Annotated in this window: 17 protein-coding genes; 12 read left to right on the top strand and 5 right to left on the bottom strand. The window is 67.8% G+C overall.

Going from position 1 to position 26,250, the window contains the following annotated elements; translation table 11 throughout:
- Positions 1-94 precede the first annotated feature (94 nt).
- Positions 95-538: a PaaI family thioesterase gene (locus tag C7401_RS38905; RefSeq protein ID WP_112177366.1), complete on the bottom strand. Its 444-nt coding sequence runs from the start codon at positions 536-538 to the stop codon at positions 95-97.
- A gap of 290 nt (positions 539-828) precedes the next feature.
- Between C7401_RS38905 and C7401_RS38900 the strand changes: the two genes are divergently transcribed.
- The gene (locus C7401_RS38900) at positions 829-2,391 is read left to right on the top strand and encodes a methyl-accepting chemotaxis protein (RefSeq protein ID WP_112177365.1); all 1,563 of its coding nucleotides are present in this window, start codon (positions 829-831) and stop codon (positions 2,389-2,391) included.
- 14 nt (positions 2,392-2,405) lie between these two features.
- On the opposite strand, the gene C7401_RS38895 is transcribed toward C7401_RS38900, so the two are convergent.
- Positions 2,406-3,518 carry an AGE family epimerase/isomerase gene (locus C7401_RS38895; protein ID WP_112177364.1) on the bottom strand — a complete coding sequence of 371 codons (1,113 nt, stop codon included), beginning with the start codon at positions 3,516-3,518 and terminating at the stop codon, positions 2,406-2,408.
- A gap of 323 nt (positions 3,519-3,841) precedes the next feature.
- Here C7401_RS38895 and C7401_RS38890 point away from each other — a divergent pair, with 323 nt between their 5' ends.
- The 6 genes from C7401_RS38890 (at position 3,842) to C7401_RS38870 (ending at position 10,247) form a co-directional block, all read left to right on the top strand.
- Positions 3,842-4,747, top strand: coding sequence for a hypothetical protein (locus C7401_RS38890; RefSeq protein ID WP_146758071.1), 906 nt, complete (start codon positions 3,842-3,844; stop codon positions 4,745-4,747).
- 221 nt (positions 4,748-4,968) lie between these two features.
- Positions 4,969-5,124 carry a hypothetical protein gene (locus C7401_RS45235; RefSeq protein WP_165842111.1) on the top strand — a complete coding sequence of 52 codons (156 nt, stop codon included), beginning with the start codon at positions 4,969-4,971 and terminating at the stop codon, positions 5,122-5,124.
- 290 nt (positions 5,125-5,414) lie between these two features.
- Entirely contained in the window at positions 5,415-6,029 is a 615-nt protein-coding gene (locus C7401_RS38885) for a flavin reductase family protein (RefSeq protein ID WP_112177400.1), read from the top strand.
- Positions 6,030-6,141: 112 nt separating this feature from the next.
- Positions 6,142-6,438 (top strand): hypothetical protein, encoded by a 297-nt coding sequence (locus C7401_RS38880; RefSeq protein ID WP_112177362.1) that lies wholly within the window; start codon positions 6,142-6,144, stop codon positions 6,436-6,438.
- A 163-nt stretch (positions 6,439-6,601) separates the two neighbouring features.
- Complete coding sequence (locus C7401_RS38875) at positions 6,602-9,145, top strand: penicillin-binding protein 1A (protein WP_258397398.1); 2,544 nt, start codon at positions 6,602-6,604, stop codon at positions 9,143-9,145.
- Positions 9,146-9,362: 217 nt separating this feature from the next.
- Positions 9,363-10,247 carry a peptidylprolyl isomerase gene (locus C7401_RS38870; protein WP_181565805.1) on the top strand — a complete coding sequence of 295 codons (885 nt, stop codon included), beginning with the start codon at positions 9,363-9,365 and terminating at the stop codon, positions 10,245-10,247.
- Between the two features lie 16 nt (positions 10,248-10,263).
- Here C7401_RS38870 and C7401_RS38865 read toward each other — a convergent pair whose 3' ends face one another.
- Together C7401_RS38865 and C7401_RS38860 are read right to left on the bottom strand one after the other, a co-directional pair.
- A complete protein-coding gene (locus tag C7401_RS38865) occupies positions 10,264-12,270 on the bottom strand; it encodes a methyl-accepting chemotaxis protein (RefSeq protein ID WP_112177360.1) in 2,007 nt (668 codons plus the stop codon).
- Positions 12,271-12,541: 271 nt separating this feature from the next.
- Complete coding sequence (locus C7401_RS38860) at positions 12,542-15,013, bottom strand: heavy metal translocating P-type ATPase (protein WP_112177359.1); 2,472 nt, start codon at positions 15,011-15,013, stop codon at positions 12,542-12,544.
- Positions 15,014-15,313: 300 nt separating this feature from the next.
- On the opposite strand from C7401_RS38860, the gene C7401_RS38855 reads away from it, so the two are divergent.
- Both C7401_RS38855 and C7401_RS38850 read left to right on the top strand, forming a co-directional pair.
- Positions 15,314-16,759: a DUF1254 domain-containing protein gene (locus C7401_RS38855; protein WP_112177358.1), complete on the top strand. Its 1,446-nt coding sequence runs from the start codon at positions 15,314-15,316 to the stop codon at positions 16,757-16,759.
- A gap of 258 nt (positions 16,760-17,017) precedes the next feature.
- Positions 17,018-20,806, top strand: coding sequence for a DUF748 domain-containing protein (locus C7401_RS38850; protein ID WP_112177357.1), 3,789 nt, complete (start codon positions 17,018-17,020; stop codon positions 20,804-20,806).
- 42 nt (positions 20,807-20,848) lie between these two features.
- Here the strand turns inward: C7401_RS38850 and pdxR are convergent, their stop codons facing one another.
- Positions 20,849-22,315, bottom strand: a complete 1,467-nt coding sequence (pdxR, locus tag C7401_RS38845; protein ID WP_444980879.1) for a MocR-like pyridoxine biosynthesis transcription factor PdxR — start codon at positions 22,313-22,315, stop codon at positions 20,849-20,851.
- Between the two features lie 295 nt (positions 22,316-22,610).
- Here pdxR and C7401_RS38840 point away from each other — a divergent pair, with 295 nt between their 5' ends.
- The 3 genes from C7401_RS38840 (at position 22,611) to C7401_RS38830 (ending at position 26,238) form a co-directional block, all read left to right on the top strand.
- The gene (locus C7401_RS38840) at positions 22,611-23,705 is read left to right on the top strand and encodes an ABC transporter ATP-binding protein (protein ID WP_112177355.1); all 1,095 of its coding nucleotides are present in this window, start codon (positions 22,611-22,613) and stop codon (positions 23,703-23,705) included.
- A gap of 125 nt (positions 23,706-23,830) precedes the next feature.
- On the top strand, positions 23,831-24,874 hold the full coding sequence (locus C7401_RS38835) for an ABC transporter substrate-binding protein (protein WP_224045504.1): 1,044 nt from the start codon (positions 23,831-23,833) through the stop codon (positions 24,872-24,874).
- Between the two features lie 86 nt (positions 24,875-24,960).
- Positions 24,961-26,238, top strand: a complete 1,278-nt coding sequence (locus C7401_RS38830; RefSeq protein WP_112177397.1) for an ABC transporter permease — start codon at positions 24,961-24,963, stop codon at positions 26,236-26,238.
- Positions 26,239-26,250 lie beyond the last annotated feature (12 nt).

Genomic DNA, 26,250 nt, shown 5'->3' with positions numbered 1-26,250 from the left:
AGCGTAATGATTTTGAAATATGCGGTCTTTCCCTGCATTTATCCTTGTTTCGCAAATTTGCCTGATTTGTGCGCAGTGCTTGCGAGCGTGTCTTTCAGCCCGTCTGCGGTCTCTCTTCCGGCGCGCCCGCTTCCGACATACGGTTGACCGTCCCCTGCGCGATCGCCACCAACCGTTCGTCGCCGTTTTCCATCACGTACACGCTGCACTGGCAGGTGGCCTGGTAGCGCGCCGAGTGCACCACGCGGGCCCGCGCCATGAGCGTGCCCTTGAGCACCGGGCGCAGATAGTTGATCTTGAATTCCGCCGTCACCACCCGCGGCCCGAGTGCGAGCGCGCCGGCGAAGGTCAGCGCATTGTCGGCGAGATAACTGATCACCCCGCCGTGCACGAAACCGTGTTGTTGCCTGAGGTCTTCGCGTACGGGCAGGCGCAGGGTCAGTTCGTCGGCCCCCACGTGCATGAGTTCGGTGCCGAGCAGCACGCTGAACGGCTGCGCGTGCAGCGCGCCGCGTGCACGATCCAAAAGGTCTGTCATCGTCGCGTTCCCTGGGTCTACCCCCGCGTGGTTTCCTAACCACTGTAGGAAGCGCTCCACGGCCTAGTCAAGGTGAATCGAATGAAACCCCGCGCGCATTGTTGCGAGAAATGCGTGAAATGCCAAATGGATCGTTTCTGAAATAACTCATTGCGCATTTTGGGGCTGTTTTTCACGGTTTATTCACGGTTCAGGGCTCAAAACAACGTTTTCGCGGCCGTAAACGCAGAGCGGGCGCGAGCGATCACATGCTTGCGCGCCGCTCATTCACTGCTATCCCAGGTGTCCAATTGTTCAGCAAGATCAAGGTCGCATCCGGCCTGTTATGCGTTCTCGTTGCGTTCTGCGTATTGCAGCTCGTCACCGCAGGACTCGGTTACTGGTCGCTCACGCGCACGCATGACGACGTGGCCGACCTCTCCAAAGTGGCATTGCGCCAGGCGAGCGCCGCCAACGAAACCACCCAGCATCTGATGGACGCCCGCATCAATCTCTCGCGCGCGGGCACGCGCATGGTGCGTGGCGGCACCGTTCCCACCGATATCGTCGACCACGCGCGCGAGCAACTGAGCGCCGCCGACCACGCGTTCGAGACGCTCATGGCCGTGCCGCCGATCAGCGACGAGGACCGCGCGCGCATCGCCGCGCTCGCGCAGCGCTACCAGGTGCTGCGCAAGGCGCTCGGCGAACTCGGCGACGACCTCAACGGCAACAATCTCCAGGCGTTTCTCGACCAGCCCACGCAGTCGTATCAGGACGCTTATCTCGCCGAGCTGCACGCCTTTACGCAGTTCAGCGGCGCGGCGAGCCGGGCCTCGCTCGATTCGATCGATTCGCGTCTCGCGCTGTTCCAGGGCGTGGGCCTCTTCATCCTCGTCGTGCTGATCGCGCTCGCGACGGGCGTGCACATCGCGCTGCGGCGCGGCGTGGTGGCGCCGCTGGAGGAAGCGGGCCGCCATTTCGAGCGCATCGCGCGCGGGCGGCTCGACGAGCGCGTGGCGGCGCGCGGCGACAACGAGATCGGCCGGCTGTTCCAGGGCCTCGCGCTGATGCAGTCGAGTCTCGCGCGCACGGTGCACACGGTGCGCGAGACGGCGGGCTCGATCCACGTGGGCGCCGACGAGATTGCCACGGGCAACGCCGACCTTTCGGCGCGCACCGAATCGCAGGCGGCTTCGCTCGAGCAAACGGCGGCGAGCATGGAGGAACTCACAGGCACGGTGCGCAATACGGCGGAGAACGCGCGCGAAGCGAACACGCTGGCCGAGGCGGCGCTCGACGCGACCGGGCGCGGTGGCGCGGTGGTGGGCGAGGTGGTCGAGCGCATGCGCGGCATCGCGCAAAGCTCGGACAAGATCGCGGAGATCATCGGTGTGATCGACGGCATTGCCTTCCAGACCAATATTCTCGCGTTGAACGCGGCGGTGGAAGCCGCGCGGGCGGGCGAGCAGGGCCGGGGCTTCGCGGTCGTGGCGGGCGAGGTGCGCGGGCTCGCGCAGCGCAGCGCGCAGTCGGCCAAGGAGATCAAGACGCTCATCAGCGAGTCGGTTGCGCAGATTCGCGGCGGCTCGGAACTCGTGGAGCGTGCGGGCGACGCGATGCGCGAGGTGTCGAACTCGATCTCGCGGGCGACGCAGATGATGGCGGGCATCAGCGCGTCGTCGCTGGAGCAGAGCGCCGGCATTGACCAGGTCAATCAGGCCGTCTCGCAGATGGACCAGATGACCCAGCAGAACGCGGCGCTCGTGGAGGAGGCCGCGGCTGCGGCGGCTTCGCTCCATCAGCAAACGCGCCAGCTTTCAGAGGCCGTGGCGGCGTTCGAGATTTCGCCGGCGGTGCTGGCGGCGGGCTGAGCGCCCAGGCTGCCTTAATCCGCCTGGCGAGCTTGGGCGCTCATGCTCTGGTAGGCGGTGAGAAGGTGGTAAGGCGTGGTCGACGGCATGTCTGCGCGCGCCACCTCGCCGTCGGCCGCGCGGCATTCCACCCAGCCTTGCGGCGTGAGAAAGCGCGGCGCGAAGCGCGCGATTTGCGGCGCGAGCGTCGCGCGCACGGCTGCGTCGCCATGCGTGGCGAGCGCGCGCAAGTATTCCGTCTGCGCCCAGATGCGCTGGGTCGCATCGATCACGTGGCCTTGTTCGTCGAGCGCCGCCGCCACGGTTCCACGCTCTGCATCCACGCCGTGCTTTTGCGCGAAAGCGAAGGCGCGCGCGAGCGCTTCATCGAGGCCCGAGTCGCCCAGCCGCGCGCCCGCGCGTGACGCCAGCCAGAACCATTCGAACTGGTGGCCCGGTTCGAGCCGGTTGTCCGCCGCGCCAATCGGCAATTCGGCGATACAGCCCGTGGGCTCGTGCAGGAATGTGCGCGCGAGCGCCTCGGTGAGGCGCGTGACGGCCGTGTCGAACGCGGCGTCGCCGGTGGCGTCGCTTGCGGCGAGCCAGGCTTCGGTGAGGTGCATCAGCGGATTTTGCAGCGGCGCGCCGGTGACGCTCGCGAAGGACGCGTCGAGCGCCGCGTTCAGCAGACCGTCGCGGGCGGCGAAGCGATCGACGATCAGCGACGAGGTCTCGCGCGCGAGGTCGAGCGCCGCGGATTCGCCGAAGCGCTGGCCGTAGGCGGCGCTCGCGAACACCACGAATGCGTGCGTGTAGAGGTCCTTGGTGGTGTCGAGCGGTGCGCCCGTGGCGTCGACGCTATAGAACCATCCACCGTGCGCCCGATCCTGGAAGGTGTGGCGCAATGTTTCGAAGAGCGTGTGGGCGTGGGCCGCCTGGGCGGCGTCGCTTGCCTGGGAGAACACGAAAAGCTGCCGCGCGCACGCCATCGCCCGGTAGCGCGTGACGGGCAGCGGCTGCACGCCGGCCGCGTCGATTGCCTCGTAGGGCAGGCGCAGCGCGGCGTTGAAGCCGGGCCCGAGCCACAGCGGCAGGACGATGCGGTCGAAATGCTCACGCAGGCTCGCTGCGCTCGGGAGTGTGTTCATGGGGCAAGCACGCGGCGGCCGCGTCACAGGGAAGAAATGATGTCGGCGATTGTACGCATTCGCAAAATGCGCGGGCCATTTGGGGGCGCCGGGGATCGGCGGCGGACGGTCTTGCGGCGGTCATCGTCAGTCTCATGATTGATCTTGCGCAAGGCATTGTGGATGGGGCGGGCGGGTTCCCGATGATGCATGCCGGATAAGTCAGACGAGAGCCTCTGTCGGTGTGGTTCGGCATGCGACAATGGGCGCTCGAACCAGAACACGAGGACGTCGCGCAGGGGCCGTGACCGGCTGGCGCGCGACGCGAACCGCATCGTTGACCCATGGCTGATTACGCAGATACCGCATCATTGAGCTCCTCGCGCCCCGAGCGCAGCGCGCCGTCGAAGCGTCGCGCATCGTCCCCTTCGTTCGATCCTTCCGGGTTGCCCGCCGGCGACGACACTGTCAACGCGCAGGCGCCCGGCGCCGAGCCTTCTCTTGATCCGCACGCGCAGCAAGAGCAGCACGACGCCGCGAGTGCGCCCGTAGCCGCCGAGGTGGAGGGCGTAGCCGTGCGTCAGGCCACGCTGAGCGGCTTCGAAACGCCCGAGACCGGGCAAGCCGAACCGGCGTCCGCCGATGACGCCTCCGCTGCAACGGCTACGCGCCGCGCCGCGCGGACAAAGCGAGCGGCTGCACCGTCCGTGGCCGACGCGGAGCCGACCCTGGCGACGGGCGACGCGGACGTCGCGCTGCCAGCCGCAGCGCTCTCCGAGCCGTCGTTCCACGCCGCGGATGACGCGAGCGCCGAAGCGCCCGCGTCCGCAGTGGAGACTCGCCTGGATGCCCTCCAGTCGGCGCTTGCCGACCAGCGCCGCATGGCCGCCGCGTCTTCGCGCCGGCTCAAATGGGTGCTCGTTGCCGCTTCGGCGGCCGTGCTGGCTTCGGTGGGATTTGGGATCGCGCAATCGGTGCGGTTCGACAGCCTCGCAAACGAGTCCCGCGCCGAGCAGGCTCGCCTGGAGCAATTCATCCTGAAGCAGCAGTCGTCGCTCGATGACATCTCGCAGCGGCTCGCCACACTGGCGGCTACACCGGCCGTTGCCGCGGAAACTCCGGCTCCGGCCCGCGCAGCGGTTGCCACGCCTGCACCCGCGCGTCACACAGCGGCGCGTTCCTCCCGCGCTGCTCCGGCTCACCACACCGCAAAAGCCACCCAAAAAACGGGCCAGAAGGCGCCTCGCTAAGTGGTCCACCGGGCCGCTCACCAGGCGACCCGCGCTGTAATCCACCCCCGTATCTGGAAACTCGATGCGTTGTTTTGCTGCAACGCATCGTTTCCGCTCGTCCTTATGCGACGGCGCGTCGCAGTTTTTTTGCTGCGCCGCACTAGCGTCTGACTAGGGAAAACCCTATAATCGTTTCTGTCCTAGGGAAAACCCTGAATGCAGCCAATCTGGGAGTCGCCATGAGCTTTATCCTCGCACTGTTTCAAAAGGTGAGCGACCTCTTCGCGTCGCCGTATCTGCCGATGGATGCAGAGTATTCGTACGAAGCGCGTCACCGCGAAGCGGAACGTGTTCGCCGTTCGCACTACATGCCGTTCGGCATGCCGCGTGACTGATCGAAGCTGAAGCGCTTCGGGTGGCATGAGCCGCCCAACGCGCTTCTCCGGTCGGACCGCCTGATTTCGTCTACAAGGCCGGCTCTCGAAAGAGAGCCGGCCTTGTTGCGTTTGAGGCAGCCCCGGACCGCCCCGGGCCGCCTCGCCCGGCCTCATCTCGCGTCGCCGCCCCGCGCCGGGCACGCCGGCAAGCTCGCGCGGCTCGTGTCATAGTGATGCCCGCATCGACGCGCTGCCTCCATGACACCGGCATGGCACGCGCGCGACCCCGCAACGCAACGCTTCACGACATGTCCGATACCTACTTCTACGACCCGGCCCGCGGCCACGGCCTGCCGCACGACCCGTTCAAGGCGATCGTCGCGCCGCGCATGATCGGCTGGATTTCGAGCCGCTCGAAGGGCGGCGTCCTCAATCTCGCGCCCTACAGCTTTTTTGGCGCATTCGCCACGTTTCCGCCGATCATCGGGTTCTGTAGCGAGGGCCGCAAGGACAGCATCGGCAATATCGAGGAGACCGGCGAATTCGTCTGGAACCTCACGTCGAAGGCGCTGGCCGCGCAGATGAACCGCACGTCCGCGCCCGTCGCCGCCGACGTGGACGAATTCGCGCTCGCGGGCCTCACGGCCGCGCCGGGCCGCAGCGTCGCGGTGCCGCACGTGGCCGAGTCGCCCGCGGCGCTCGAATGCAAGCTGCTCCAGATCGTGCGGCTCAATGCGCTCGACGGCACGCCCATGGACAACTGGCTCGCGCTGGGCCAGGTGGTGGGCGTGCATATCCGCGAGGAGTTCCTCAAAGAAGGCCTGTTCGACACGCACGCCGCCCAGCCCGTGATGCGCGCGGGCTATCGCGCCGACTACGCGCAGATCGGCGAGATGTTCCAGATGGTGCGTCCAGGCGCTTGAGTGCCCGGCGCGGCGCGGCGCGGCGCGGCGTTGCCGCGTGCGGGGCGCGCACCGATAATGGCCCGATGGTGTGGGCCCACAGCTTGGCCCGACCGCGCGAGGGAGGCAATCCATGCAATCTCCAACGGGATCGGTGGTGGCGCTCAGTTCGGCCGCCTCGACGATGTTTTCGATCGGGCTGATCGCCTTGGGGTACTGGGGGCTGCACGAGCCGTCGGCCTGGCGCATCGGCGACCGCGTGGTTGTCGGCGTCGCGCTCGCGGGCTTTGCCTGCCTTGGCAGCGTGCCCTGGCTTGCCACCTCGCCCGCGAAGCCCAACGACGAATCGCGTTTCCTGATGGCGCGCCGCGCCTTTCTTTGCGGCGCGGCGGCGGTGTGGGTGTCGATCGCGCTCTCGCTCGTGCTGTAACGCGCTCATCGAGCGTCCAGGCCGGTTATCAACCGGCGCGAGCCGACGCGGGCTTGCGCTGCCGGCACGGCGGCGCGGTCCGGCGAGTTTGGTACGATGCACGCTTTGCCAGCCGACCCTACCTGCCCGCGTGAAGCGTTACGTGCCGTTGATCCGCGATCGAATCGCGAAGCTCTTTTCCCGCCTGAAGCCCGCCGCCACGCGGCTCGGCGAATTCGCCCGCCCCTACGTCGCGCGCGGCCTTCATCACTTGCGGCATCCCACACGGCGCGGCGTGCTGATGACGGCCGCGGCGCTGCCCGTGATCGTCGTGCTCTACGTGCTCGTGCTGATTCCGTTCACGCCGGGTATTGGCGACATCCGCAAGGCGCGCGTGGACGAACCCGCGCAGATCCTTTCCGCCGACGGCAAGGTGCTCGCCGAGTTCAAGCCCTCGAACCGCGAGTGGGTGCCGCTCGCGCAGATCTCGCCGCACATGGTCGACGCGCTGATCGCCACCGAGGACCACCGTTTCTACGAGCACCACGGCATCGACTTCAAGCGCACGGCGGGCGCGGCGCTGCACACGTTCTCGGGTGCGCGCCAGGGCGGCTCGACCATCACGCAGCAGCTCGCGCGCAACCTCTATCCCGACGAGATCGGCCGCGCGCCCACGCTCACGCGCAAGATCAAGGAAGCGATCACGGCGTTCAAGATCGAGGCGGTGTATAGCAAGCAGCAGATTCTCGAAACCTATCTGAACACGGTGCCGTTCCTCTACAACGCCTACGGCATCGAGATGGCGGCGCGCACCTACTTCGGCGTGTCGGCCGATCAGCTCGACATCCTGCAAGCGGCCACGCTCACCGGCATGTTGAAGGGCAACGCCTATTACAACCCGGTGATCAACCCCGAGCGCGCGCTCGCGCGGCGCAACACCGTGCTCGGCCAGATGGTGAAGTACGGCAAGCTGAGCGACGCGCAGTACGCCACGCTCTCGAAAAAGCCGCTGCGCCTCGACTTCGAGCGTCAGACCGAGCCGCCCGGCCCCGCGCCGCATTTCGCGCTGCAACTGCGCAAGTGGCTGATCGCGTGGGCCGACCGCAACGACTACAACATCTATTCCGACGGACTCGTGGTGCGCACCACGATCGATTCGCGTCTCCAGCAGATGGCGACCGCCGCGCTGCGCCAGCACGCGAACCAGTTGCAGGGCATCACGAACGGCGCGTGGAGCGGGCGCAGCGGCTGCACGGCCGGCAACGATCTGTTCGCGACGTTCATGCGCGAGACGCAGGATTACAAGAGCGCGCGCGACGCGGGCGCGAACGACGCCGACGCGCTCAAGCATCTCGCCGCCGACCGCAACTTCATGCGCAACCTGTGCAAGGACAAGACCGACGTGCAGGCGGGCTTCCTCGCGATCGATCCGCGCGATGGCCAGATCCGGGCGTGGGTGGGCAGCCGTGACTTCACCGACGAGCCGTTCGACCACGTGCAGCAGGCGCGTCGGCAGCCGGGCTCGACGTTCAAGCCGTTCGTATACGGCGCGGCCTATGCGGCGGGCGCGAAGCCGACCGACACCTTCATCGACCAGCCCGTGGAAATTCCGCTCGCGGGCGGCGAAATCTGGAAGCCCACCGACGATGTGCCGCCGAGCAACCGCCCGATGACGCTGCGCGACGCGATTGCGTACTCGCGCAACCGCATCACGGCGCAGCTCATGCAGACCGTGGGCCCGGACAAGGTTGCGCGCCTCGCGCGCGCGATGGGCGTGCGCGACAGCCAGCTCGACCCGGTGCCGTCGCTCGCGCTTGGCACGAGCCCGGTCACGCTCAAGGAGATGGTGTCGGCGTACAGCACGATCGCCAACGACGGCGCGTACCTCGAACCGCGCATGGTCACGACCATCGAGGACCGCAAGGGCAACGTGCTCGCGCAATTCGCCGACGCCTCGCCCGAGCGCGCGCTTTCCGAAACCGCCGACCGTACGCTGCTCGACACCATGCGCGACGTGGTGAACCGCGGCACGGGGGCGGCCATCCGCTCGCGGTTTGGCATCCGCGCCGACGTGGCGGGCAAGACCGGCACGACCCAGGGCAACACCGACGGCTGGTTCATCCTGATGGGGCCGCAGCTTGTGGCGGGCGCCTGGGTGGGCTTCGACGACGGCCGCGTGACGCTCGACGACTACTGGGGGCAGGGCGCACGCAGCGCGTTGCCGATCGTCGGCGACTTTTACCAGCGTGCGTTGCGCGCGCGTCTGGTCGATTCGCGCGCGCGCTTCGACACCGAGGTGACGCCGGGCGCGTTCGAGACCTTCCGCGAGAAGCTGCGCGCGTGGATGGACAAGCTGTTTGGCGCGCGCGAGACGCCGCCGCCGGCCGTGCCGGTGCGGCGTGCGCCGCCGCGTGTGACGGCGCCGGCCGTGACGCCCGCACCGTCGCCGGCTTCGGCGGCGTCGGAGGCTTCGGTGGCGGGCGGAGCAGCGGCTTCGGGGGTGGGTGAGGCGTCGGCGCCTGGCGCGGCGTCGGGCGCGCGCGAGCTGGGCGTGCCGCCGATCATCGGGCCGTCGGGTACGCCGCCGCAAGTCCCGCAGCAGCCCGCCTATCCGGCGCAGGAACCGGCGCTCGCGCCGACCCCGACGCCCGACGTGGCGGAGCCCGACACCTCGGGCGCGAACGCCACTTACACGCCGCCCGTGGCGCAGCCGCAACAGGGACAATGACCGTCGCCGCGCCGTTCTCATCGCGGCGGCGCGGTGCACAGCGGGCTTGCGGTTGACCTGCCGCAAGCTCCCTGTGCGACCCTGTGATTCTTGACATTTCATGACAGCATTGCGCTCGGACATCGGCTAGATTCGCCGGTCAACTCTCGCCGATTGCCTCCACCAGTGTCTCGGCGTCAGTTTTCCGAACACGCTGGAGTCAATCGAAATGTCCGCCATGTCCCCCATGTCTCAATGGATCCGCAGGCTGTGCCTGATTTCCTTCACCTCGGTCGCGGCAAGCACGCTGCTGCCCATGCTCGCGCACGCGGCTGACGCCGCGCCGAAGTCCGCCGCGTTGCCGGCCGGCGCCGCCGCGCTCGTCAACGGCCAGGTCATCTCCGAATCGACGCTCAACGAGGCGGTGCGCAACGTCGTGAGCCGCACCGGCACGGCCGACACGCCGCAACTGCGCGCGGCGATAAAGGACGACCTGATCGGCCGCGAACTGCTGCGTCAGCAGGCGGTGAGCGCCCACTACGACCAGCGCCCCGAGGTCGGCCAGGCCCCCGCCGACCAGAAGACCGACGTCGCGATCCGCTCGTGGATCGTCGACAACGTGCGCGCGCCGGAAGTCACGGAAAGCGCGGTCAAGGCACGCTACGACGCCGTGGTCGCGACGTTCGGCAAGGAAGAGTACAAGCCGCAGATCATCGCCGTGGCCGACGAGGCCAGCGCGAACACGGTGATCCAGGCGCTGAAGGCCGGCCAGCCGGCCGCCGCGCTCGCGCAGCAGTACGGCGTGGGCCCGACCAGGGCGAATGGCGGCGAGATGCCCTGGGTGAGCTTCAAGCTGCCGCTCGCCGAAGGCAACACGCACGGCGTGCCGATGCCGCTTGTGAAGGTCATCACGACCTTGCAGGCGGGCGAAACCGCGCCGCAGCCGATCAATGCGGGCGACGGCTGGCTGGTCGTGCGTCTCGAAGGCAAGCGCCCGATGCAGGTGCCCGCGTTCAATGCGGCGAAGGACGACATTCGCCATCAGCTCCAGGACGAGGGCATGCAGGCCGCGCTTGGGCAGCGCATGGCCGAATTGGCGCGCACCGCGACGATCGTCGAGTGAGCGCCGCGCGGCCCGCTCAGTGCTGGCCGCGCACCTTGAACACCGAAACCAGTTCGGCGAGCGCCGCCGCGTGGTCGCTGAGCGTCGCGGCCGCGCGCTCGGCGTCGCCCACGAGCGCGGCGCTCTGCTGCGTGGCCGCGCCGATCTGCGAAACGGCGATGTTCACCTGTTCGATGCCGCCCGACTGCTCGCGCGAGGCCACGCTGATCTCGCCGATGATCGAGCGCACCTCCTCCACGCGCGCGACGATGCCGTGCATGGTCGTGCTCGCCTCTCCGGCGATGCGATAGCCCGTTTCCACCGTCGCCGACGACTCCGCAATCAGCGCCGAGATTTCCTTGGCCGCCGCCGCGCTGCGCTGCGCGAGGGCGCGCACTTCGCTCGCCACCACCGCGAAACCCTTGCCGTGCTCGCCCGCGCGCGCCGCTTCCACGGCGGCGTTGAGCGCGAGGATATTGGTCTGGAATGCAATACCGTCGATCACGCCGGTAATTTCAGCGATCTTGTGCGATGCGCGGCTGATGTCGTTCATCGTTTCCACTACGCGGCCCACCGCGCGCCCGCCGTCGAGCGCGGCGTCGGCGGCGCTCGTCACCACGGTGTTGGCGCGCGAGGCGTGGTCGGCGTTTTGCTGCACCGTGGAAGTGAGCTGCTCCATGCTCGCCGCTGTTTCCTCCAGGCTGCTCGCCTGGCTCGCGATGCGCGAGGCGATCTCGCCGCTGCCCCGGGCGATGCGCGAAGTGTCGTCGCTCATCTGCGCGGTCGCGGCGCGCACCTGCGCGACGATCTGCGCGAGCCCGACGCCAATGCCGTCGATCGCGTGCGTGAGGCGGCCGATCTCGTCGGCGCCTGCCGCGTCGTGAGCTTGAGCGGCGTTGCCGCTGCCGCTGCCATCGTCCTTGCCGATGCGCACCGTCAGGTCGCCCCCGGCGAGCCGGCCGGCGGCCTGCGCGGCGGCGTCGAGCGGCCGGCTCACGAGGCGCCGCGCCGCGTAGATGGAGAGCGCCGCAAACACCGCGACCAGCGCGAGCCCGATCGCGGCGAACCGGTCGCGCGTGGCGCTCACGTCAGCCATGATCTCGTCGCGCACCGCAACCCCGCCCACGAGCCACTGCCATTGCGGCACGCTCACGAACGAGACGAACTTCGCGCGCGCGTCGTGCTCGCCGAGCGTCGCGTCGGCCGAGGTGTAGTCGAGCGTGCCTTCGCGCGCTTCGAGCATGCGCGACCAGGGCGCGTTGGCGTCGTCGTAGTGCTGGCCCGCGGCGCCGGGGTGAACGATGAAGGTGCCGCGCGAGGGGCCGTCCGAGGCGTCCAGCACGAAGTAATAGCCGCTCTCGCCGATCTTGAGCCTGGCGATCTCGCTCTTGAGCGCGTCGATTTGCGCGCCCACGTCCACGCCCACGAAGAGCGCGCCGATCACGTGGCCGCTCGCGTCGAGAATCGGCTTGTACTGCGTGATGTACTGCTTGCCGAACAACTGGGCGAGGCCGGTATAGGTGCGATTGGCGAGAACGGGCCCGTAGGCGGGGCCCTTGCGGTCGAGCAGCGTGCCGATCGCGCGCGAGCCGTCCTGCTTCTTGAGCGAGGTGGTCACGCGCACGAAGTCGTCGCCGTTGCGCGCGAACACCGTGGCGATCGCGCCGCTGCGCGCAAGGAACTGGTCGGGAATCGAGAAGTCCAGGTTCAGCACGTGGTCGCCGGACTTGAAGGTCGGCGTGGCCTTGCCCGCGATATCGACCGTTTGCGCGGGGTCGAGCGTGAAGTCGCCGGGCAGGAAGCTCGCGAAGAGCGTCATCGCGCGGTCCACTTCGGCGTCGAGCGCGCCGTCGATGAGCGAGATCGACGAGGCGACCGAGCGGTCTTTCTCGGCGATGCGCGCGCGCACCTGGTCGCCGACCTGCGTGGCGGCCGAGTGCGTGAGCGCCAGGGTGAAGACCGCGAAGATGGCCGCGACGAGCACGCACGAGAGCAAAGCGAGACGTACGCCGACACTCGTGCGGCCTGAAAAGCGTGAAAGCATGAAATCGGTTCCAGATGAAAACGGAAAGAGGAACCTGCGCCTTCGCGGCGCTGGCATGACGCATTACGGCGCGCGCGGACGATCCTTTAGGGACGCACGCGAAAACGCCCGCAATGGCGCATGCGGGGCGTAGCGGCAGGTCCGCCGGAGTTCGCACAGTGTGGGATGCTTCGGCGTCCCAGGAAAATGAAAAAGGGCGCAAACCGGAAACCGGTTTGCGCCCTGGGGTGGCGTCGCGCGTGAGGCGAGATTTCGCGCGCGTTTTGTGTCTTTAGCGCCGTGCGCGCCAGGTTCTGAGCAGCAGGGCGTTGGTCACGACGCTCACGCTCGAGAACGCCATGGCCGCGCCCGCGAGCATCGGGTTGAGCAGGCCGAACGCGGCGAGCGGAATCCCGATCAGGTTGTAGATGAACGCCCAGAACAGGTTCTGCTGGATCTTGCGCCAGGTGCGCCGTGAGATATCGACGGCGGCCGCGACGAGCGACGGGTCGCCGCGCATGAGCGTGATGCCGGCGGCGTGCATGGCGACGTCGGTGCCCGTGGCCATGGCGATGCCGATGTCGGCGGCGGCGAGCGCGGGGGCGTCGTTGATGCCGTCGCCGGCCATCGCGACGATGCCGCCGCTTTTCATCTTCAGATCGCGAATGGTGCGCGCCTTGTCGTCGGGCAGCACCTGCGCGTGAACCTCGTCGATGCCGAGCTGCGCGGCCACGGCCGCCGCGCTGCCCGCGTTGTCGCCCGTCACGAGCACGCTGCGGATGCCCAAGGCCTTCAGGCTCGCGATCGCTTCGCGCGCCGTGGGCTTCACCGTGTCGCCGAACGCGAGCAGTGCGAGCACGCCGTCGCCATGCGCGGCGAAGAGCCAGGACACCGTGTTGCCCGCCGCTTCGAGTTGCTGCGCGCGCGCCGCGAGTGCGGGCGGTACCGCGAGCGCCAGTTCGTCGAGCCAGCGGCCGCTGCCGATCGCGAGGAGCCGGCCGTTCACCTCGGCCTCCACGCCGCGCCCCGGCACCGCGCGGGCATGCGCGGCGAGGGGCAGCGCGGCCCCTTGCGCCTGAGCCTCATAGGCCTGCACCACGGCCTTCGCGAGCGGGTGATCGCTTTGCCGCTGCACGGCGGCAGCGAGTGCGAGCGCTTCGCCGCGCGCGAGGCCTTCGGCCGCATCGAACGCGGTGAGCGAGGGCTGGCCGAGCGTGAGCGTGCCGGTCTTGTCGAAAGCGACCACGCTCACGTTGTGCGCCGTTTCCAACGCTTCGGCGTCCTTGATGAGTACGCCGTGGCGCGCCGCCACGCCGGTGCCCGCCATGATGGCGGCGGGCGTGGCGAGGCCGAGCGCGCACGGACAGGCAATCACGAGCACGGCCACGGCGTTGAGAATCGCCGTTTCGGCGCTCGCGCCCGCAAGGAGCCAGCCGCCCAGCGTGACGGCGGCGATCACGAGAATCGCGGGGACGAACACGGCGCTCACGCGGTCCACGAGACGCTGGATCGGCGCCTTTTCGGCCTGCGCGCTCTCCACGAGACGGATGATGCGCGCGAGTGTGGTTTCCGCGCCGATGGCCGTGGTGCGCACCGCGATCGCGCCTTCGCCGTTGATCGAGCCGGCCGTGACGGGATCGTCGGGCGCCTTGGGCACCGGCAGGCTTTCGCCCGTGATGAGCGATTCGTCCACGTGGCTGCGGCCTTCCAGTACCACGCCGTCCACGGGCAGGCGCTCGCCGGGGCGCACGACCACGACGGTGCCCACGCGCACCTGCGCAAGCGGCACTTCGCGCTCCTCTGCATTAACGCCATTTGCTCCGTCAATGCGGATACGCGCGCGGTCCGGGCGCAGCGCGTTGAGGGCGCGGATCGCGTCGGTGGTCTGGCGCTTGGCGCGTGCTTCGAGCCACTTGCCGAAGCGCACGAGCGTGATGACGACGGCCGACGCCTCGAAGTACAGATGCGCCATGTCGCCGGGGTGGGCAAGCATCGCGTAGACGCTCACGCCGAACGCGGCCGACGTGCCGAGCGCGACCAGCAGGTCCATGTTGCCCGCGCCCGCCCGCACGGCCTTCCAGGCCGCGCGATAGAAACGCGCGCCGAACACGAACTGCACGACGGCGGCGAGTGCGAGCTGCGCCGGGGCGGGCAGCATCCAGTCGAAGCCGAGCCAGTGGCCGAACATCGGCAAGACGAGCGGCGCGGTGAGCACGGCCGAGATCAGTACGGCGTGCCATTCGCGGCGCGCCTCGTTGCCGGCGGCGGCGTTTTTCGCGGGGGCGGCGGCGTCTTCTTCGGCGGCGAGCGGCGTCGCTTCGTAACCGGCCTTCTTCACGGCGGCGACGAGCTGGTCCTGCAATGCGCCCGTGAGCGGCGCGCGCAGGTTGACGGTGGCTTGCTCGGTGGCGAGATTCACGCTCACGCCGGCCACGCCGGGCACGCGCGCGAGCGCTTTCTCGACGCGGTTCGCGCACGAGGCGCAGGTCATGCCGCCAATGGCGAGCGAGGCGGTTTCGGTGGCGACGGGCACGGCTTCGTAGCCGGCTTTTTCGACGGCGGCGACGAGCGCGGCGGGGGCGAGGCCGCTGTCGGCTTCGACGGTGGCCTTTTCGGTGGCGAGATTGACCGAGGCGCGCGTGACGCCCGGCACCTTCGCCAGCGCCTTCTCGACACGCATGGCGCACGAGGCGCACGTCATGCCGTGAATTTCGAGTTCGGCCACGCCGGTTTCGGTGCGCTCTGCTACGAGGGGTTCGTTCATGATGGTTATACGAATACCTGCTGTAATCGGTATTAAGCAGTATCTACGTTCCCATCATGGGAAGGTCAAGGGGCGCGGCAATCTGTCCCCTGGCGCGTAGGGGCTTTTATGTCAGGCGACCAGAAAGGAATATTCCACACTGCGGTCTTTTCATGCCCAGGCGCGAGCGCTACGATACCACCCGGCGGCATTGGCTCCATGCTGCGCGCATTTCACCACGGCCCTGGGGGGGCCCGCGCGTCGCGTTGGATGCTGGTCGACGTCACTTCATGGACCGCCTGCATCACATACAACCAACAAATGACAACAATACATCGAGAGTTCTCTTGGTACCGCCGCGGCTGCGCGCTGGCCTGCGTTGCCCTGATCGCCGGATGCGCCTCGGCGCCGGGCGGTGTGGCGCAGAAGAACAATGGCTGGGTGAAGGACGAAGTCTCCGACTCCTACGTATTCGGCTATCCGCTCGTGCTGATGGACGTGTCGCGCGACGCCGCGACCGGCAGCGGCCCCGGCCAGGCCGCGCCTAACACGCTGCGCCATGCGCAAACGCTGCCGCCGGTCGGCGCATCGAGCCCGCCCGAACCCAATCTGGACACGCTGGCTTCCAGCGGCTGGCTCGACGTTTCGCGCGAACCCGTGCTCGTCACGCTGCCCGACACGCACGGCCGCTACATGGACGCGCGCGCGCTCGACATGTGGACGAACGTGGTCTGGTCGACGGGCGCCGCGCCCGCCGGCGAGCATGTCAGCGGTCTGAAAGCGCAAACGATTGCGTTCATTCCGGTCGGCTGGAAGGGCACGCTGCCCGCGCGGGTGAAACGCGTGGAAGTGACCACGCGCTATGTCTGGTTCCTCGCGCGCATCCAGACGCGCGGCGGCGGCGACCTCGCGGCCGTGCGCAAGATGCAGCGCGGCTTGCAGGCAACGCCGCTTTCCGCCTGGGACGATCGCGCGAGCCGCGGGGCCCGGGGGGGGCGCGGCAACGAGCCTGGCGGCGCCACGCAAAGCGGCGATCCGGTCGCGTCGGGCACGCCGTTCGCCCAGGTGGCGGCGCTCGACGCGGGCGGCTTCTTCGACCGGCTTGCCCAGGCGCTGGAAGACAACCCGCCCGCATCGGACGACTCGCACGCGCTCAAGATTCTCGACGACATCGGCGTGCGCGCGGGCGACCCGGCGCAACTGCCATCGGGCGCGAAGGACGCCGCGGTCGTGACGGCGGGTCTCGCCGACGGCCGCACGCGCGTCGCGACGCCGCCGCCCAATCTGCTGGCGGGCAACGGTTGGCTGTGGGTGGGCGCCGACGCGGGCAACTACGGCCCCGACTACGCGCTGCGCGCCTACGCCGCCTACACCTCGCCCGGCCTGCCGACGAGCCGCGACGAAGTGCGCGCGCGCGTGAGCCAGGACAGCGACGGTCATCCGCTCAGCGGCGCGAACCGCTACACCCTCCACTTCACGGCGAAGCAGATGCCGCCGGTGCGCGGCTTCTGGTCGATCACGGCCTACACGGCCGACGGCGCGCTCGATGCCGACGCGCCCGTGCGCGTGGCGTTCGGCGACCGCAGCGGCGCGCGGCGCAACCGCGACGGCTCGCTCGACGTGCACGTGAGCGCCGAGCGTCCGCGCGGCGGGGCGAACTGGGTGCCGGCGCCGCATGGCGACTTCCGCCTCGTGCTGCGCCTCTACGCCGCGAAGCCGCAGGCGACCGACGGCAGCTGGCAGCCGCCCGCCGTCGAGCGGCAGTAACCGCAGGCAGCAACGCGGGCGGCGCGGACGCATCGAGCGTCCCGCCGCCCGCGCGTTTATGCAGCGCGCAACGTTCACGCGCGTCGTTACTTCTTGTTGCGCAATAGCGCCCCCTAAAGCGGCGTTTTACCGCCGTCCGATCTTCTATCGGACCTATACTTCCGGCTGTCGGCATACCCTCTTGCTGGCACACCCGTATTCCTGAGCTCAGACCCACATCCCGCGGCGGGCCTGTTGCCGCATCATCCGCAAGCAAGCATGGCAAGCCTGAACAAAGCGTCGCTGAACTCTTCCTTGCAATCGGTGCGCGCCGTCGCGCGCGCGCCCCGCACCCGGCGCATCCTCACGGGCGTCGTGATCTTTCTCATCGTGTTCGGGCTGCTCGGCTTCTTCGCCGCGCCACCCATCATCCGGCACGTCGCCGAGCAGCAGTTGAGCAAGCAGCTCGACCGGCCCGTCACGATCGGCAGCATTTCGCTCAATCCGTACACGCTGCGGCTGGAAGCGGATCGCCTGCATATCGGCGAGCGCGGCGGCAACGGCGAGTTCTTCGATGTCTCGCGCGCCGTCGTGCAGGCCTCGTGGTCGTCGATCTTCCGCGCCGCGCCCATCGTGGACGAACTGCGGCTCGACTCGCCGCGCGCGACAATCGTGCGGCTCGACGCGCAGCACTTCAACTTCTCCGACCTCATCGAGAAGTTCTCGACGCCCTCGAAGCCGAACAGCAAGCCCACGCCGTTCTCGGTTTCCAACATCCGTATCGAGAACGGGCAGATCACCTTCGACGATCGCCTGCTCAACGAAAAGCACGTGATCGACCGCTGGTCGCTCGGCATTCCGTTCATCGCCACGCTGCCGTCCAAGACCGACATCTTCGTCCAGCCGATGCTGCGCGCGCGCATCGACGGCGCGAGCACGCTCGCCATCGACGGCAGGACCAAGCCGTTCTCGGCCACGCGCGAGTCGGAGGTCGAGCTGCGCCTGAGCGACCTCGACGTGCCGAAACTGCTCACCTACGCGCCCACGAAGCTGCCCGTGACGGTGAAGAGCGGCAAGCTCTCGACCAACCTCAAGCTCGACTTCGTGATGTCGGGCGAGAAGCCGACGCTGCGCGTGTCGGGCACCACCGACCTCGACGACATCGACACCGCCGACAACGCCAACGCGCCGTTTTTCGGCGCGCACAGCCTGCATGTGGCGGCGGCTTCGCTCGAACCGTTTGGCAACGTCTATCGTTTCGACGAGATCCGGCTCGACGCGCCGACCGTCTGGGTCGCGCGCGACAAGCAAGGTGTGCTGAGCGTCGAAAAGCTGATGGGCACGCCGGCGGCGCAAAAGGAAGCAGCCGCCGCCGCGCCGGCTTCGGCGGCAGTGGCCGCTTCCGGCGCATCGGGGGCCGCCGCCGCGCAGGCCGCGCCGGCCGAAGAGAAGCCCGCGCCGCTCGATCTCTCGATCCGCCAGTTCGCGCTCACGAACGGCACGGTGCACGTGCGCGACGATCTTCCCGCGCGGCCGGTGAACTTCGAATTCAGCCAGCTTTCCACCACGCTCACGAACTTCTCGACCACCGCGAAAGCCGGTGCGCCATTCACGTTTGCGACCAACGCGGGCGACGGCGGCACGGCGAAGGCGTCGGGCACGCTCAGCCTCGCCGGCAAGAACGCCCAGGCCAATATCGCGCTTCAGTCCGTGAACCTGCCACAGGCGCAACCGTATATCGACAACCTGAGCGGCGCGCAGATCCTGGACGGCAAGCTGAACCTCACGTCCACGCTCAAGGCCGACTGGGCGCAGCAGCCCGCCGCCGTGCAGGTCGGCGAGAGCACGCTCGGCCTCGAATCGCTCAAGCTCGCGCCGCGCGGCGCGAAGGCGCCTGCCATCACGCTCGCTCAGGGCACGGTGCAGGTGAGCGGCGTCGACCTCGCCGCGCGCAAGGCGCAGATCGCCTCCGTGGACCTGACCGGTCTCGTGCTGAACGCGCAGCGCCAGAAGGACGGCAAGATCGACCTCGCGCAGCTTGCCGCCACGCGCCAGGCCGCGCCCGAGCGCACCGCCATTCGCGCGGCGCAGAAGTCGGTGCAGGAAGGCCCCGAGTGGCGCTACACGATCGACGCGTTCACGCTGAGCAACGGCACGATCAACTTCACGGACAACTCGACGCAGCGGCCGGTGAAGCTCGCCGTCACGCCGTTCGACCTGAAGATCCAGCAGATCAGCGACGACCTGAAACACCCGCTGCCGATCGAGCTGAAGGCGACCGTCAACCGCAAGGGCACGCTCGCGCTGAGCGGCAACGTGAACCCCACGCCGCTCAAGGCACAACTGAAGATCGACGCGAACCGCCTCGACGCCGCCGCGTTCGAGCCGTATTTCGGCAATCAGCTCAATGCGGTGATCGCGAGCGCGCTGCTCAACATGAAAGGGCAACTGGCGGTGGAGCAGGGCAAGGCGCTCAAGGCGAACTACCGCGGCGACGCGGCGCTCGTGGACGTGCGCATGCTCGACAAGGCGACCTCGGGCCCGTTCGCGGGCTGGCGCTCGCTCGCGCTCACGAACCTCAAGGCGAACTACGACGACGCGCGCGGCACCGACGTGGACGCGAGCCGCGTGACCTTCACGGGCTTCTACGGGCGCGTGCTGCTCGATGCGCAGGGCAAGCTCAATCTCAAGGACGTGGTTGCGCATCAAACCGGCGCGGCGCAGTCGCTCACGCAGGACGCGAACGCCGGCAAGGACGGCGGCCGCGAACCCGTGCCGCTCACGCCGCAGGCGGCGAGCGCGCCCGTGCAAACGGCGTCCGCACCGGCGGCGGCATCCGCGCCGCCCACGGTGCAGGCCGCGCAGCCGCCGAAGAACCCCGTGCGCATGCACTTCGGCGAACTCGTGCTGCAAGACGGCCGCGTGAACTACACGGACAACTTCATCAAGCCGAACTACACCGCCGACCTCGTGCAGATCCATGGCACGGTCGGGGCGTTCGGCACCGAGTCGACCACGCCCGCGCCCGTGGATGTGTCGGCCAAGCTCGCGGCGAACGGGCCGCTCTCGATCAAGGGCACGGTGAACCCGCTCATCGAGAAGCCCTCGCTCGACCTCACGGCGAGCGCGCACGACATCGAGCTCACGAACCTCACGCCGTACTCGGCCAAGTACGCGGGCTATCCGATCACGAAGGGCAAGCTCAACGTCGATCTGCACTACCAGCTCGCCAACGACCAGCTCACGGCGAACAACCATATCTTCATCGACCAGCTCACGTTCGGCGACCATGTGCAGAACGACACGGCCACGAAGCTGCCGGTGCGGCTCGCCATCTCGCTGCTCAAGAATCGCAAGGGTGAGATCGACGTGAACATTCCGGTGTCGGGCTCGCTCTCGAACCCCGAGTTCAGCCTGGGCGGTCTGATCTGGAAGGCCGTGCTGAATCTCATCGCGAAGGCGGTGACCGCGCCGTTCACGCTGCTTGCCAACGCGTTCGGCGGCGGCGGCGAGGAACTGGGCTACGTGGAGTTCGCGCCCGGCACGGCCACGCTGAGCGACGCGGACAACAAGAAGCTCGACACCATTGCCAAGGCGCTCGACGACAAGCCTTCGATCAAGATCGACCTGATCGGCCGCGTCGATCCGGCCGTGGACACGCCCGCGCTGCGCGAGCGCTACGTGGACCGCCTCGTGCGTCTGGCGAAGGTGAAGGACACCGTGGGCAACGGCGAAAGCGTGGATACCTCGCAGGTCAAGGTGGATGACAAGGAGTACGCGAAATATCTCACCAAGGCCTATAAGGACGCGGACTTCAAGAAGCCGCACAACATGATCGGCTTCACGAAGACACTGCCCGTGGACGACATGAAGCAGGCGCTGGCCGAGCACGCGCCCGTTGACGACGCCACCTTGCGCAATCTCGCGCAAGAACGCGCGCAAGCGGTGCAGCAGTATTTCGAAGGCAAGGTCGATCCGAGCCGCGTGTTCGTCGTCGCGCCGAAGCTGGACGCGAAGGGTATCGACGACAAGGGCGCGACCACGCGGGTGGATTTCGGCCTGAAATAAGCGGCGATTTCACGGCTCGACTCCCTGGCGGCGCGCTACGGTTCAACCGGCGCGCCGCAGTTTTTGCGGGCTGGCAAACGCGTGTTCTTCGATCACCTGGGCGAGCGTCGCAAACGCCGGCTCGATCTGCTCATGCGGCACGCATGCGTAACCCGTTAGCAATCCTTTGCGATCCTGGCGCCCGCTATAGTAAGCCGCAAGCGGCCGCACGATCACGCCCGCGTCGTACGCGGCGGCGGTGACAGCGCGGTCGTCGGCGCTGTCGGGCAGCCCGAGCACGAAGTGCAGGCCCGCTTCGTCGCCCATGACCGGCAGCGCGTCGCCGAAATGGCGCGTGACCGCGTCGATCAGCAACTGGCGGCGCTCGCCGTACAGCGTGCGCATGCGGCGCACGTGCGAGGTGAGGTAGCCGTCCATGATGAATTCGGCCAGCACGGCCTGCTGCATGAGCTGGCCTTCGCGATACAGCTCCGCCACGCCGGTGCGGAAGGTGGCCGCGAGCCGCTCGGGCACGACCATGTAGCCGATGCGCAGGCCCGGAAACAGCAGCTTGCCGAGGCTTCCCACATAGATCACGCGGTCGGAGTCGTCGAGCCCTTGCAGCGAGGCGAGCGGGCGGCTGCCGTAGCGGAACTCGCTGTCGTAGTCGTCCTCGACGATCCACACCTTGTGCTGGCGCGCGTATTCGAGCAGCGTGCGGCGGCGCGCGAGGCTCATCACCATGCCGAGCGGATACTGGTGCGAAGGCGTCACGAGCGCGATGCGCGGCGGGTCGCGCAGGTCCTGTTCGCGCGGATTGAGCCCTTCGTCATCCACGGGAATGGGCGCGAGCTTCAATCCTGAGGACTGCAACACACTGCGCGCGCCCCAGTAGCAGGGTTCTTCCACCCAGGCGCGGTCGCCCACGTCGGCGAGCAGGCGTACGGCGAGATCGATGGACTGGTGGATGCCGGTCGTGATGATGATCTGGTCGGGTGTGCAGCGCACCGAACGCGCCACGCGCAGATAGTCGGAAAGCGCGCGGCGCAGCGGCCGGTAGCCGCCGCCGGGCGCGTAGGTCAGCAAACCATGATTGGCCGACTTCCATAGCCGCGCCTGCAAGCGGCTCCATGTGCGCGCGGGAAATTCGGCCACGTCCGGCACGCCCGGCATGAACGCCCCCCACTGCTTGGCCGATACGCCCGCTTCGTCGATGAGCCGCTGGCCGCGCGTCGACATGTCGCCGCGCGGGCAGGCGGTGCCTTCTTCGTTATTGCCGCTGTCCGCGCTGTCTTCGCCCCCGGCGTTCGCGCTCTCGGGCGACGCCCTGCTCACGGCGGCCGTGTCCGGGCGCGTGTCGGCCACGTAGGTGCCGCTGCCCGTGGTGGAGATCACGTAGCCCTCGGCGCTCAACTGGTCGTACACGTGCAGCACGGTGTTGCGCGCCACGCCCAGGTCCCCCGCGAGCGTGCGCGAACTGGGCAGCTTGCTGCCGGGCGCGAGCCGGCCGGTCAGGATGGCCTGCTGCATGAGCTGCAAAAGCTGGCGGTAGGCGGGTTCGGCGCTCGCTTTGTCGAGTTGCGCCGCAAGCCATTCGGACAGGATGACCATGGCTGAAGTGGTTCCATCAGGAATAATGAAATGGCTCCATTGAATAGAGCCGTAACCATCTATAGTAATTCGCACGTCAGTTGCGGTTAATGTCTCAGTCAGAATTTATTTAATCGTGACGGAAGGGAACGGGTGGCGCGCAGGCGCTTCGGCCATGGGCCGGGCAGGCGCGAAACCTCTGGAAAAGAGCAAGGAAGAGCAAGGAGACAGGGCGATGAAGAGTTCGGACGTGATCGTCAGCTTTCGCGGCGTGCGCAAGACCTATGACGGCGAAACGCTGGTCGTCAAACAACTTGACCTTGATATTTATCAAGGGGAGTTCTTGACGCTGCTCGGGCCGTCCGGTTCGGGCAAGACCACCTGCCTGATGATGCTCGCCGGTTTCGAGTTTCCCACCGGCGGCGAGATTCGCCTGGAAGGCAAGCTGCTCAACAACGTGCCGCCGCACAAGCGCGACATCGGCATGGTGTTCCAGAACTACGCGCTGTTCCCGCATCTCACGGTCGAGCAAAACGTGGCTTACCCGCTGGGCGTGCGCAAGGTGCCCACCGCCGAGCGCGCCGCGCGCGTGAACGACGCGCTCAAGATGGTGCGCATGGAAGGCTTCGCGAAGCGCTATCCCGCACAGCTTTCGGGTGGGCAGCAGCAGCGTATCGCGCTCGCCCGCGCGCTCGTGTTCCAGCCCAAGCTCGTGCTCATGGACGAGCCGCTCGGCGCGCTCGACAAGCAGTTGCGCGAACATATGCAGTACGAACTGAAGTCATTGCACGAGAAGCTCGGCGTCACGTTCGTCTACGTCACGCACGACCAGGGCGAGGCGCTCACCATGTCGGACCGCGTGGCCGTGTTCGACAAGGGCATCGTGCAGCAGCTCGACAGCGTGGACCGGCTCTATGAGTCGCCGTGCAACGAGTTCGTGGCCAACTTCATCGGCGACAGCAACCGGCTGCGCGGCACCATCGCCGCCGTGGATGGCGAGTACTGCGAAATGCATCTGGCCGACGGCACGCGTCTCAAGGGGCGCAACGTGGCGGGTGCGCAGACCGGCGCGAGCGCGATTGCCTGCATCCGGCCCGAGCGCATGAAGCTCGCGGCGCACGGCTTTAAGCGTGACGGCGCGAACGCGCTGGCGGGCGAGGCGCGCGGCCTCATCTATTTCGGCGACCACGTGCGCATGCGCTGTGGCCTGCCCCATCAGGACGAGTGCTTCGTGAAGGTGCCGCTCGGCACCGAGGCGCTCGACGGCTTCGCGCCCGGTCAGCCGGTCGCGCTGGAGTTCGCGCCGGAGCATCTGCGCGTGTTCGCATGAGGCGTGCGGGCGCGGCGCGCACGGTTGCGCCGTTGCTTCGCAAAGCAGGCGTCTCGACGATCGGGCCACGTCTCTCGTGTCGAAGGGCCCGGCAAGACAAACCACCAAGGAGAAGGGACTACACCATGAAGCAGATCGGCAACATGCGCGTTGCAGCGGTCGCGGCCGCACTCGCACTCTCGTTCGGCGCGGCGCATGCCGCGGAGCTGACCGTCGTGAACTTCGGCGGCGCCAATGGCAACGCGCAGAAAGCGGCGTTCAACGAGCCGTTCCAGACGCAAACGGGCAACAAGATCACCGCGGTCGAGTACAACGGCGAGCAGGCGAAGGTGAAGGCCATGGTCGACGCGAAGCACGTTGACTGGGACGTGGTCGAAGTCGAAACCGGCGACATCGCGCGCGGCTGCGACGAAGGTCTCTATGAAAAGCTCGACTGGGCCAAGCTCGGCAACAAGGGCGATTTCATGAAGGCTGCGCAGCAGCCTTGCGGCGCGGGCTTCTTCGTGTGGTCCACGGCGCTTGCCTATAACGCCGACAAGCTCAAGACCGCGCCCACGAGCTGGGCCGACTTCTGGGACGTGAAGAAATTCCCGGGCAAGCGCGGCATGCGCAAGGGCGCGCAGTACAACATGGAATTCGCGTTGATGGCCGACGGCGTGGCGCCGCAAGACGTCTACAAGGTGCTGTCGACCAAGGCCGGCCAGGACCGCGCGTTCAAGAAGCTCGACGAACTGAAGCCCTATATCCAGTGGTGGGAAGCGGGCGCGCAGCCGCCGCAGTTCCTCGTGGCGGGCGACGTGGTGATGTCCACGGCGTTCAACGGCCGTATCGACGCCGCGCAGCGCGAGGGCAAGAACCTCAAGGTCGTGTGGAACGGCAGCATCTACGACCTCGACTACTGGGCGATTCCGAAGGGCGCGCCGAACAAGGCGCTGGCCGAGCAGTACATCGCCTATACGCTCTCGCCGAAGCCGCAGCAGGCTTACGCGCAGCATATCGCCTACGGCCCGGTGAACTCGAACGCGATCAAGTCGCTCGACGCGAAGACGCTGTCCAATCTGCCGAATTCGCCTGCCAACGGCAAGAACGCGGTGCAGCAGAACCTGACGTTCTGGACCGACCACGGCGACGAGCTGGAGCAGCGTTTCGCTTCGTGGGCCGCGAAGTAAGTGTGATGTAGACGCTCCGGCGCGCAGGCGCTGGAGCGGTTGGCCGCAACACGCGGCCTGGAGGCAGGAGACCAGGTGTGACCACGATGACGACCGTGACCAACGTAGCCGGCGCGGCACGCGAAGAAGCCGCGCGCCTGAAGCGCGAACTGCGCGTGGCGCAAGCGAAGAAGCGCACGATGGCGCTCATGCTGATCGCGCCGCTCGCGATATTTTTGCTGCTGATTTTCGTGGTGCCGATTGCGGCGCTGCTCACGCGCGCGGTGCAGAACCCCGAAGTGGCGACGGCGCTGCCGCATACCATCGCGGCGCTGCGCGACTGGGACCGCAAGAGCGCGCCGCCCGACGTGGCCTACGCCGCACTCGCCCAGGACCTCACCGTCGTGCAGGACGGCGACGCAATGGGCGCGCTGGCGCGCCGCCTGAACGTGGAAATCGCGGGCTTTCGCTCGCTGGTGGCCAAGACCGCGCGCGCCATGCCGCTGGCCGACGACGACGGCAAGCCGCTCACGCTTACGCCCGCGCAAACGCGCGCGAAGATCGTCGATCTCGACGACCGCTGGAGCGACATTGCCTACTGGCAGGCCATTGCGAAGAATAGTTCGCGCTACTCACCGTTCTATCTGCTCGCCTCGCTCGATCATCGCCAGGACGCGTTCGGCCGCATCGTGGCCGCCGACCCCGAACAGCAGATCTACCTCGACGTGTTCGCCCGTACGTTCGTCATCAGCGTGTTCGTCACGGTGTTCGCGCTGCTGCTCGGCTATCCGCTTGCCTACTGGATCTCGACGCTCTCCGAGCGCCGCGCGAATCTCGTGATGATCCTCGTGCTGATTCCGTTCTGGACGTCGATTCTCGTGCGCGTGGCCGCGTGGATCGTCATTCTCCAGGGCGAGGGTCTGGTCAACAAGGCGCTCATGGGCACGGGCCTCATTTCGCATCCGCTCTCGCTGCTGTTCAACCGCGTGGGCGTGTATATCTCGATGACGCACATCCTGCTGCCGTTCATGGTGCTGCCGCTGTACAGCGTGATGAAGTCGATTCCGCCCACCTACCAGCGCGCGGCGGTGTCGCTCGGCAGTCATCCGTTCGCGGCCTTCTGGCGCGTGTACGTGCCGCAGACCTATCCCGGCGTGGGCGCGGGCGTGCTGCTCGTGTTCATTCTCTCGATCGGCTACTACATCACGCCGGCGCTGCTCGGCGGCCCGGCCGACCAGATGGTCAGCTACTACGTGGCGTACTTCACCAACGTATCGATCAACTGGGGCATGGCCTGTTCGCTCGGCGCGCTCCTGCTGGCCGCGACCACGGTACTGTATTTCGTCTACGGGCGCCTCACGCGCACGCAACTGAGCCTCGGCTAAGGGAGGCACGAC

The sequence above is a fragment of the Paraburkholderia unamae genome (genome assembly GCF_003268775.1).
GTDB classification, from domain to species: Bacteria; Pseudomonadota; Gammaproteobacteria; order Burkholderiales; family Burkholderiaceae; genus Paraburkholderia; species Paraburkholderia unamae.
Note: the sequence above shows the minus strand (reverse complement) of the source record. Positions and strands in the feature narration are given on the sequence as shown.

Bases quoted from the DNA above. Each gene is read 5' to 3' on its own strand.
- C7401_RS38905 (WP_112177366.1), bottom strand. From the start codon at position 538: ATGACAGACCTTTTGGATCGTGCACGCGGCGCGCTGCACGCGCAGCCG.
- C7401_RS38895 (WP_112177364.1), bottom strand. From the start codon at position 3,518: ATGAACACACTCCCGAGCGCAGCGAGCCTGCGTGAGCATTTCGACCGC.
- C7401_RS38890 (WP_146758071.1), top strand. From the start codon at position 3,842: ATGGCTGATTACGCAGATACCGCATCATTGAGCTCCTCGCGCCCCGAG.
- C7401_RS45235 (WP_165842111.1), top strand. From the start codon at position 4,969: ATGAGCTTTATCCTCGCACTGTTTCAAAAGGTGAGCGACCTCTTCGCG.
- C7401_RS38885 (WP_112177400.1), top strand. From the start codon at position 5,415: ATGTCCGATACCTACTTCTACGACCCGGCCCGCGGCCACGGCCTGCCG.
- C7401_RS38880 (WP_112177362.1), top strand. From the start codon at position 6,142: ATGCAATCTCCAACGGGATCGGTGGTGGCGCTCAGTTCGGCCGCCTCG.
- C7401_RS38870 (WP_181565805.1), top strand. From the start codon at position 9,363: ATGTCCCCCATGTCTCAATGGATCCGCAGGCTGTGCCTGATTTCCTTC.
- C7401_RS38865 (WP_112177360.1), bottom strand. From the start codon at position 12,270: ATGCTTTCACGCTTTTCAGGCCGCACGAGTGTCGGCGTACGTCTCGCT.
- C7401_RS38860 (WP_112177359.1), bottom strand. From the start codon at position 15,013: ATGAACGAACCCCTCGTAGCAGAGCGCACCGAAACCGGCGTGGCCGAA.
- C7401_RS38855 (WP_112177358.1), top strand. From the start codon at position 15,314: ATGACAACAATACATCGAGAGTTCTCTTGGTACCGCCGCGGCTGCGCG.
- C7401_RS38850 (WP_112177357.1), top strand. From the start codon at position 17,018: ATGGCAAGCCTGAACAAAGCGTCGCTGAACTCTTCCTTGCAATCGGTG.
- pdxR (WP_444980879.1), bottom strand. From the start codon at position 22,315: ATGCAGCAGGCCATCCTGACCGGCCGGCTCGCGCCCGGCAGCAAGCTG.
- C7401_RS38840 (WP_112177355.1), top strand. From the start codon at position 22,611: ATGAAGAGTTCGGACGTGATCGTCAGCTTTCGCGGCGTGCGCAAGACC.
- C7401_RS38835 (WP_224045504.1), top strand. From the start codon at position 23,831: ATGAAGCAGATCGGCAACATGCGCGTTGCAGCGGTCGCGGCCGCACTC.
- C7401_RS38830 (WP_112177397.1), top strand. From the start codon at position 24,961: ATGACGACCGTGACCAACGTAGCCGGCGCGGCACGCGAAGAAGCCGCG.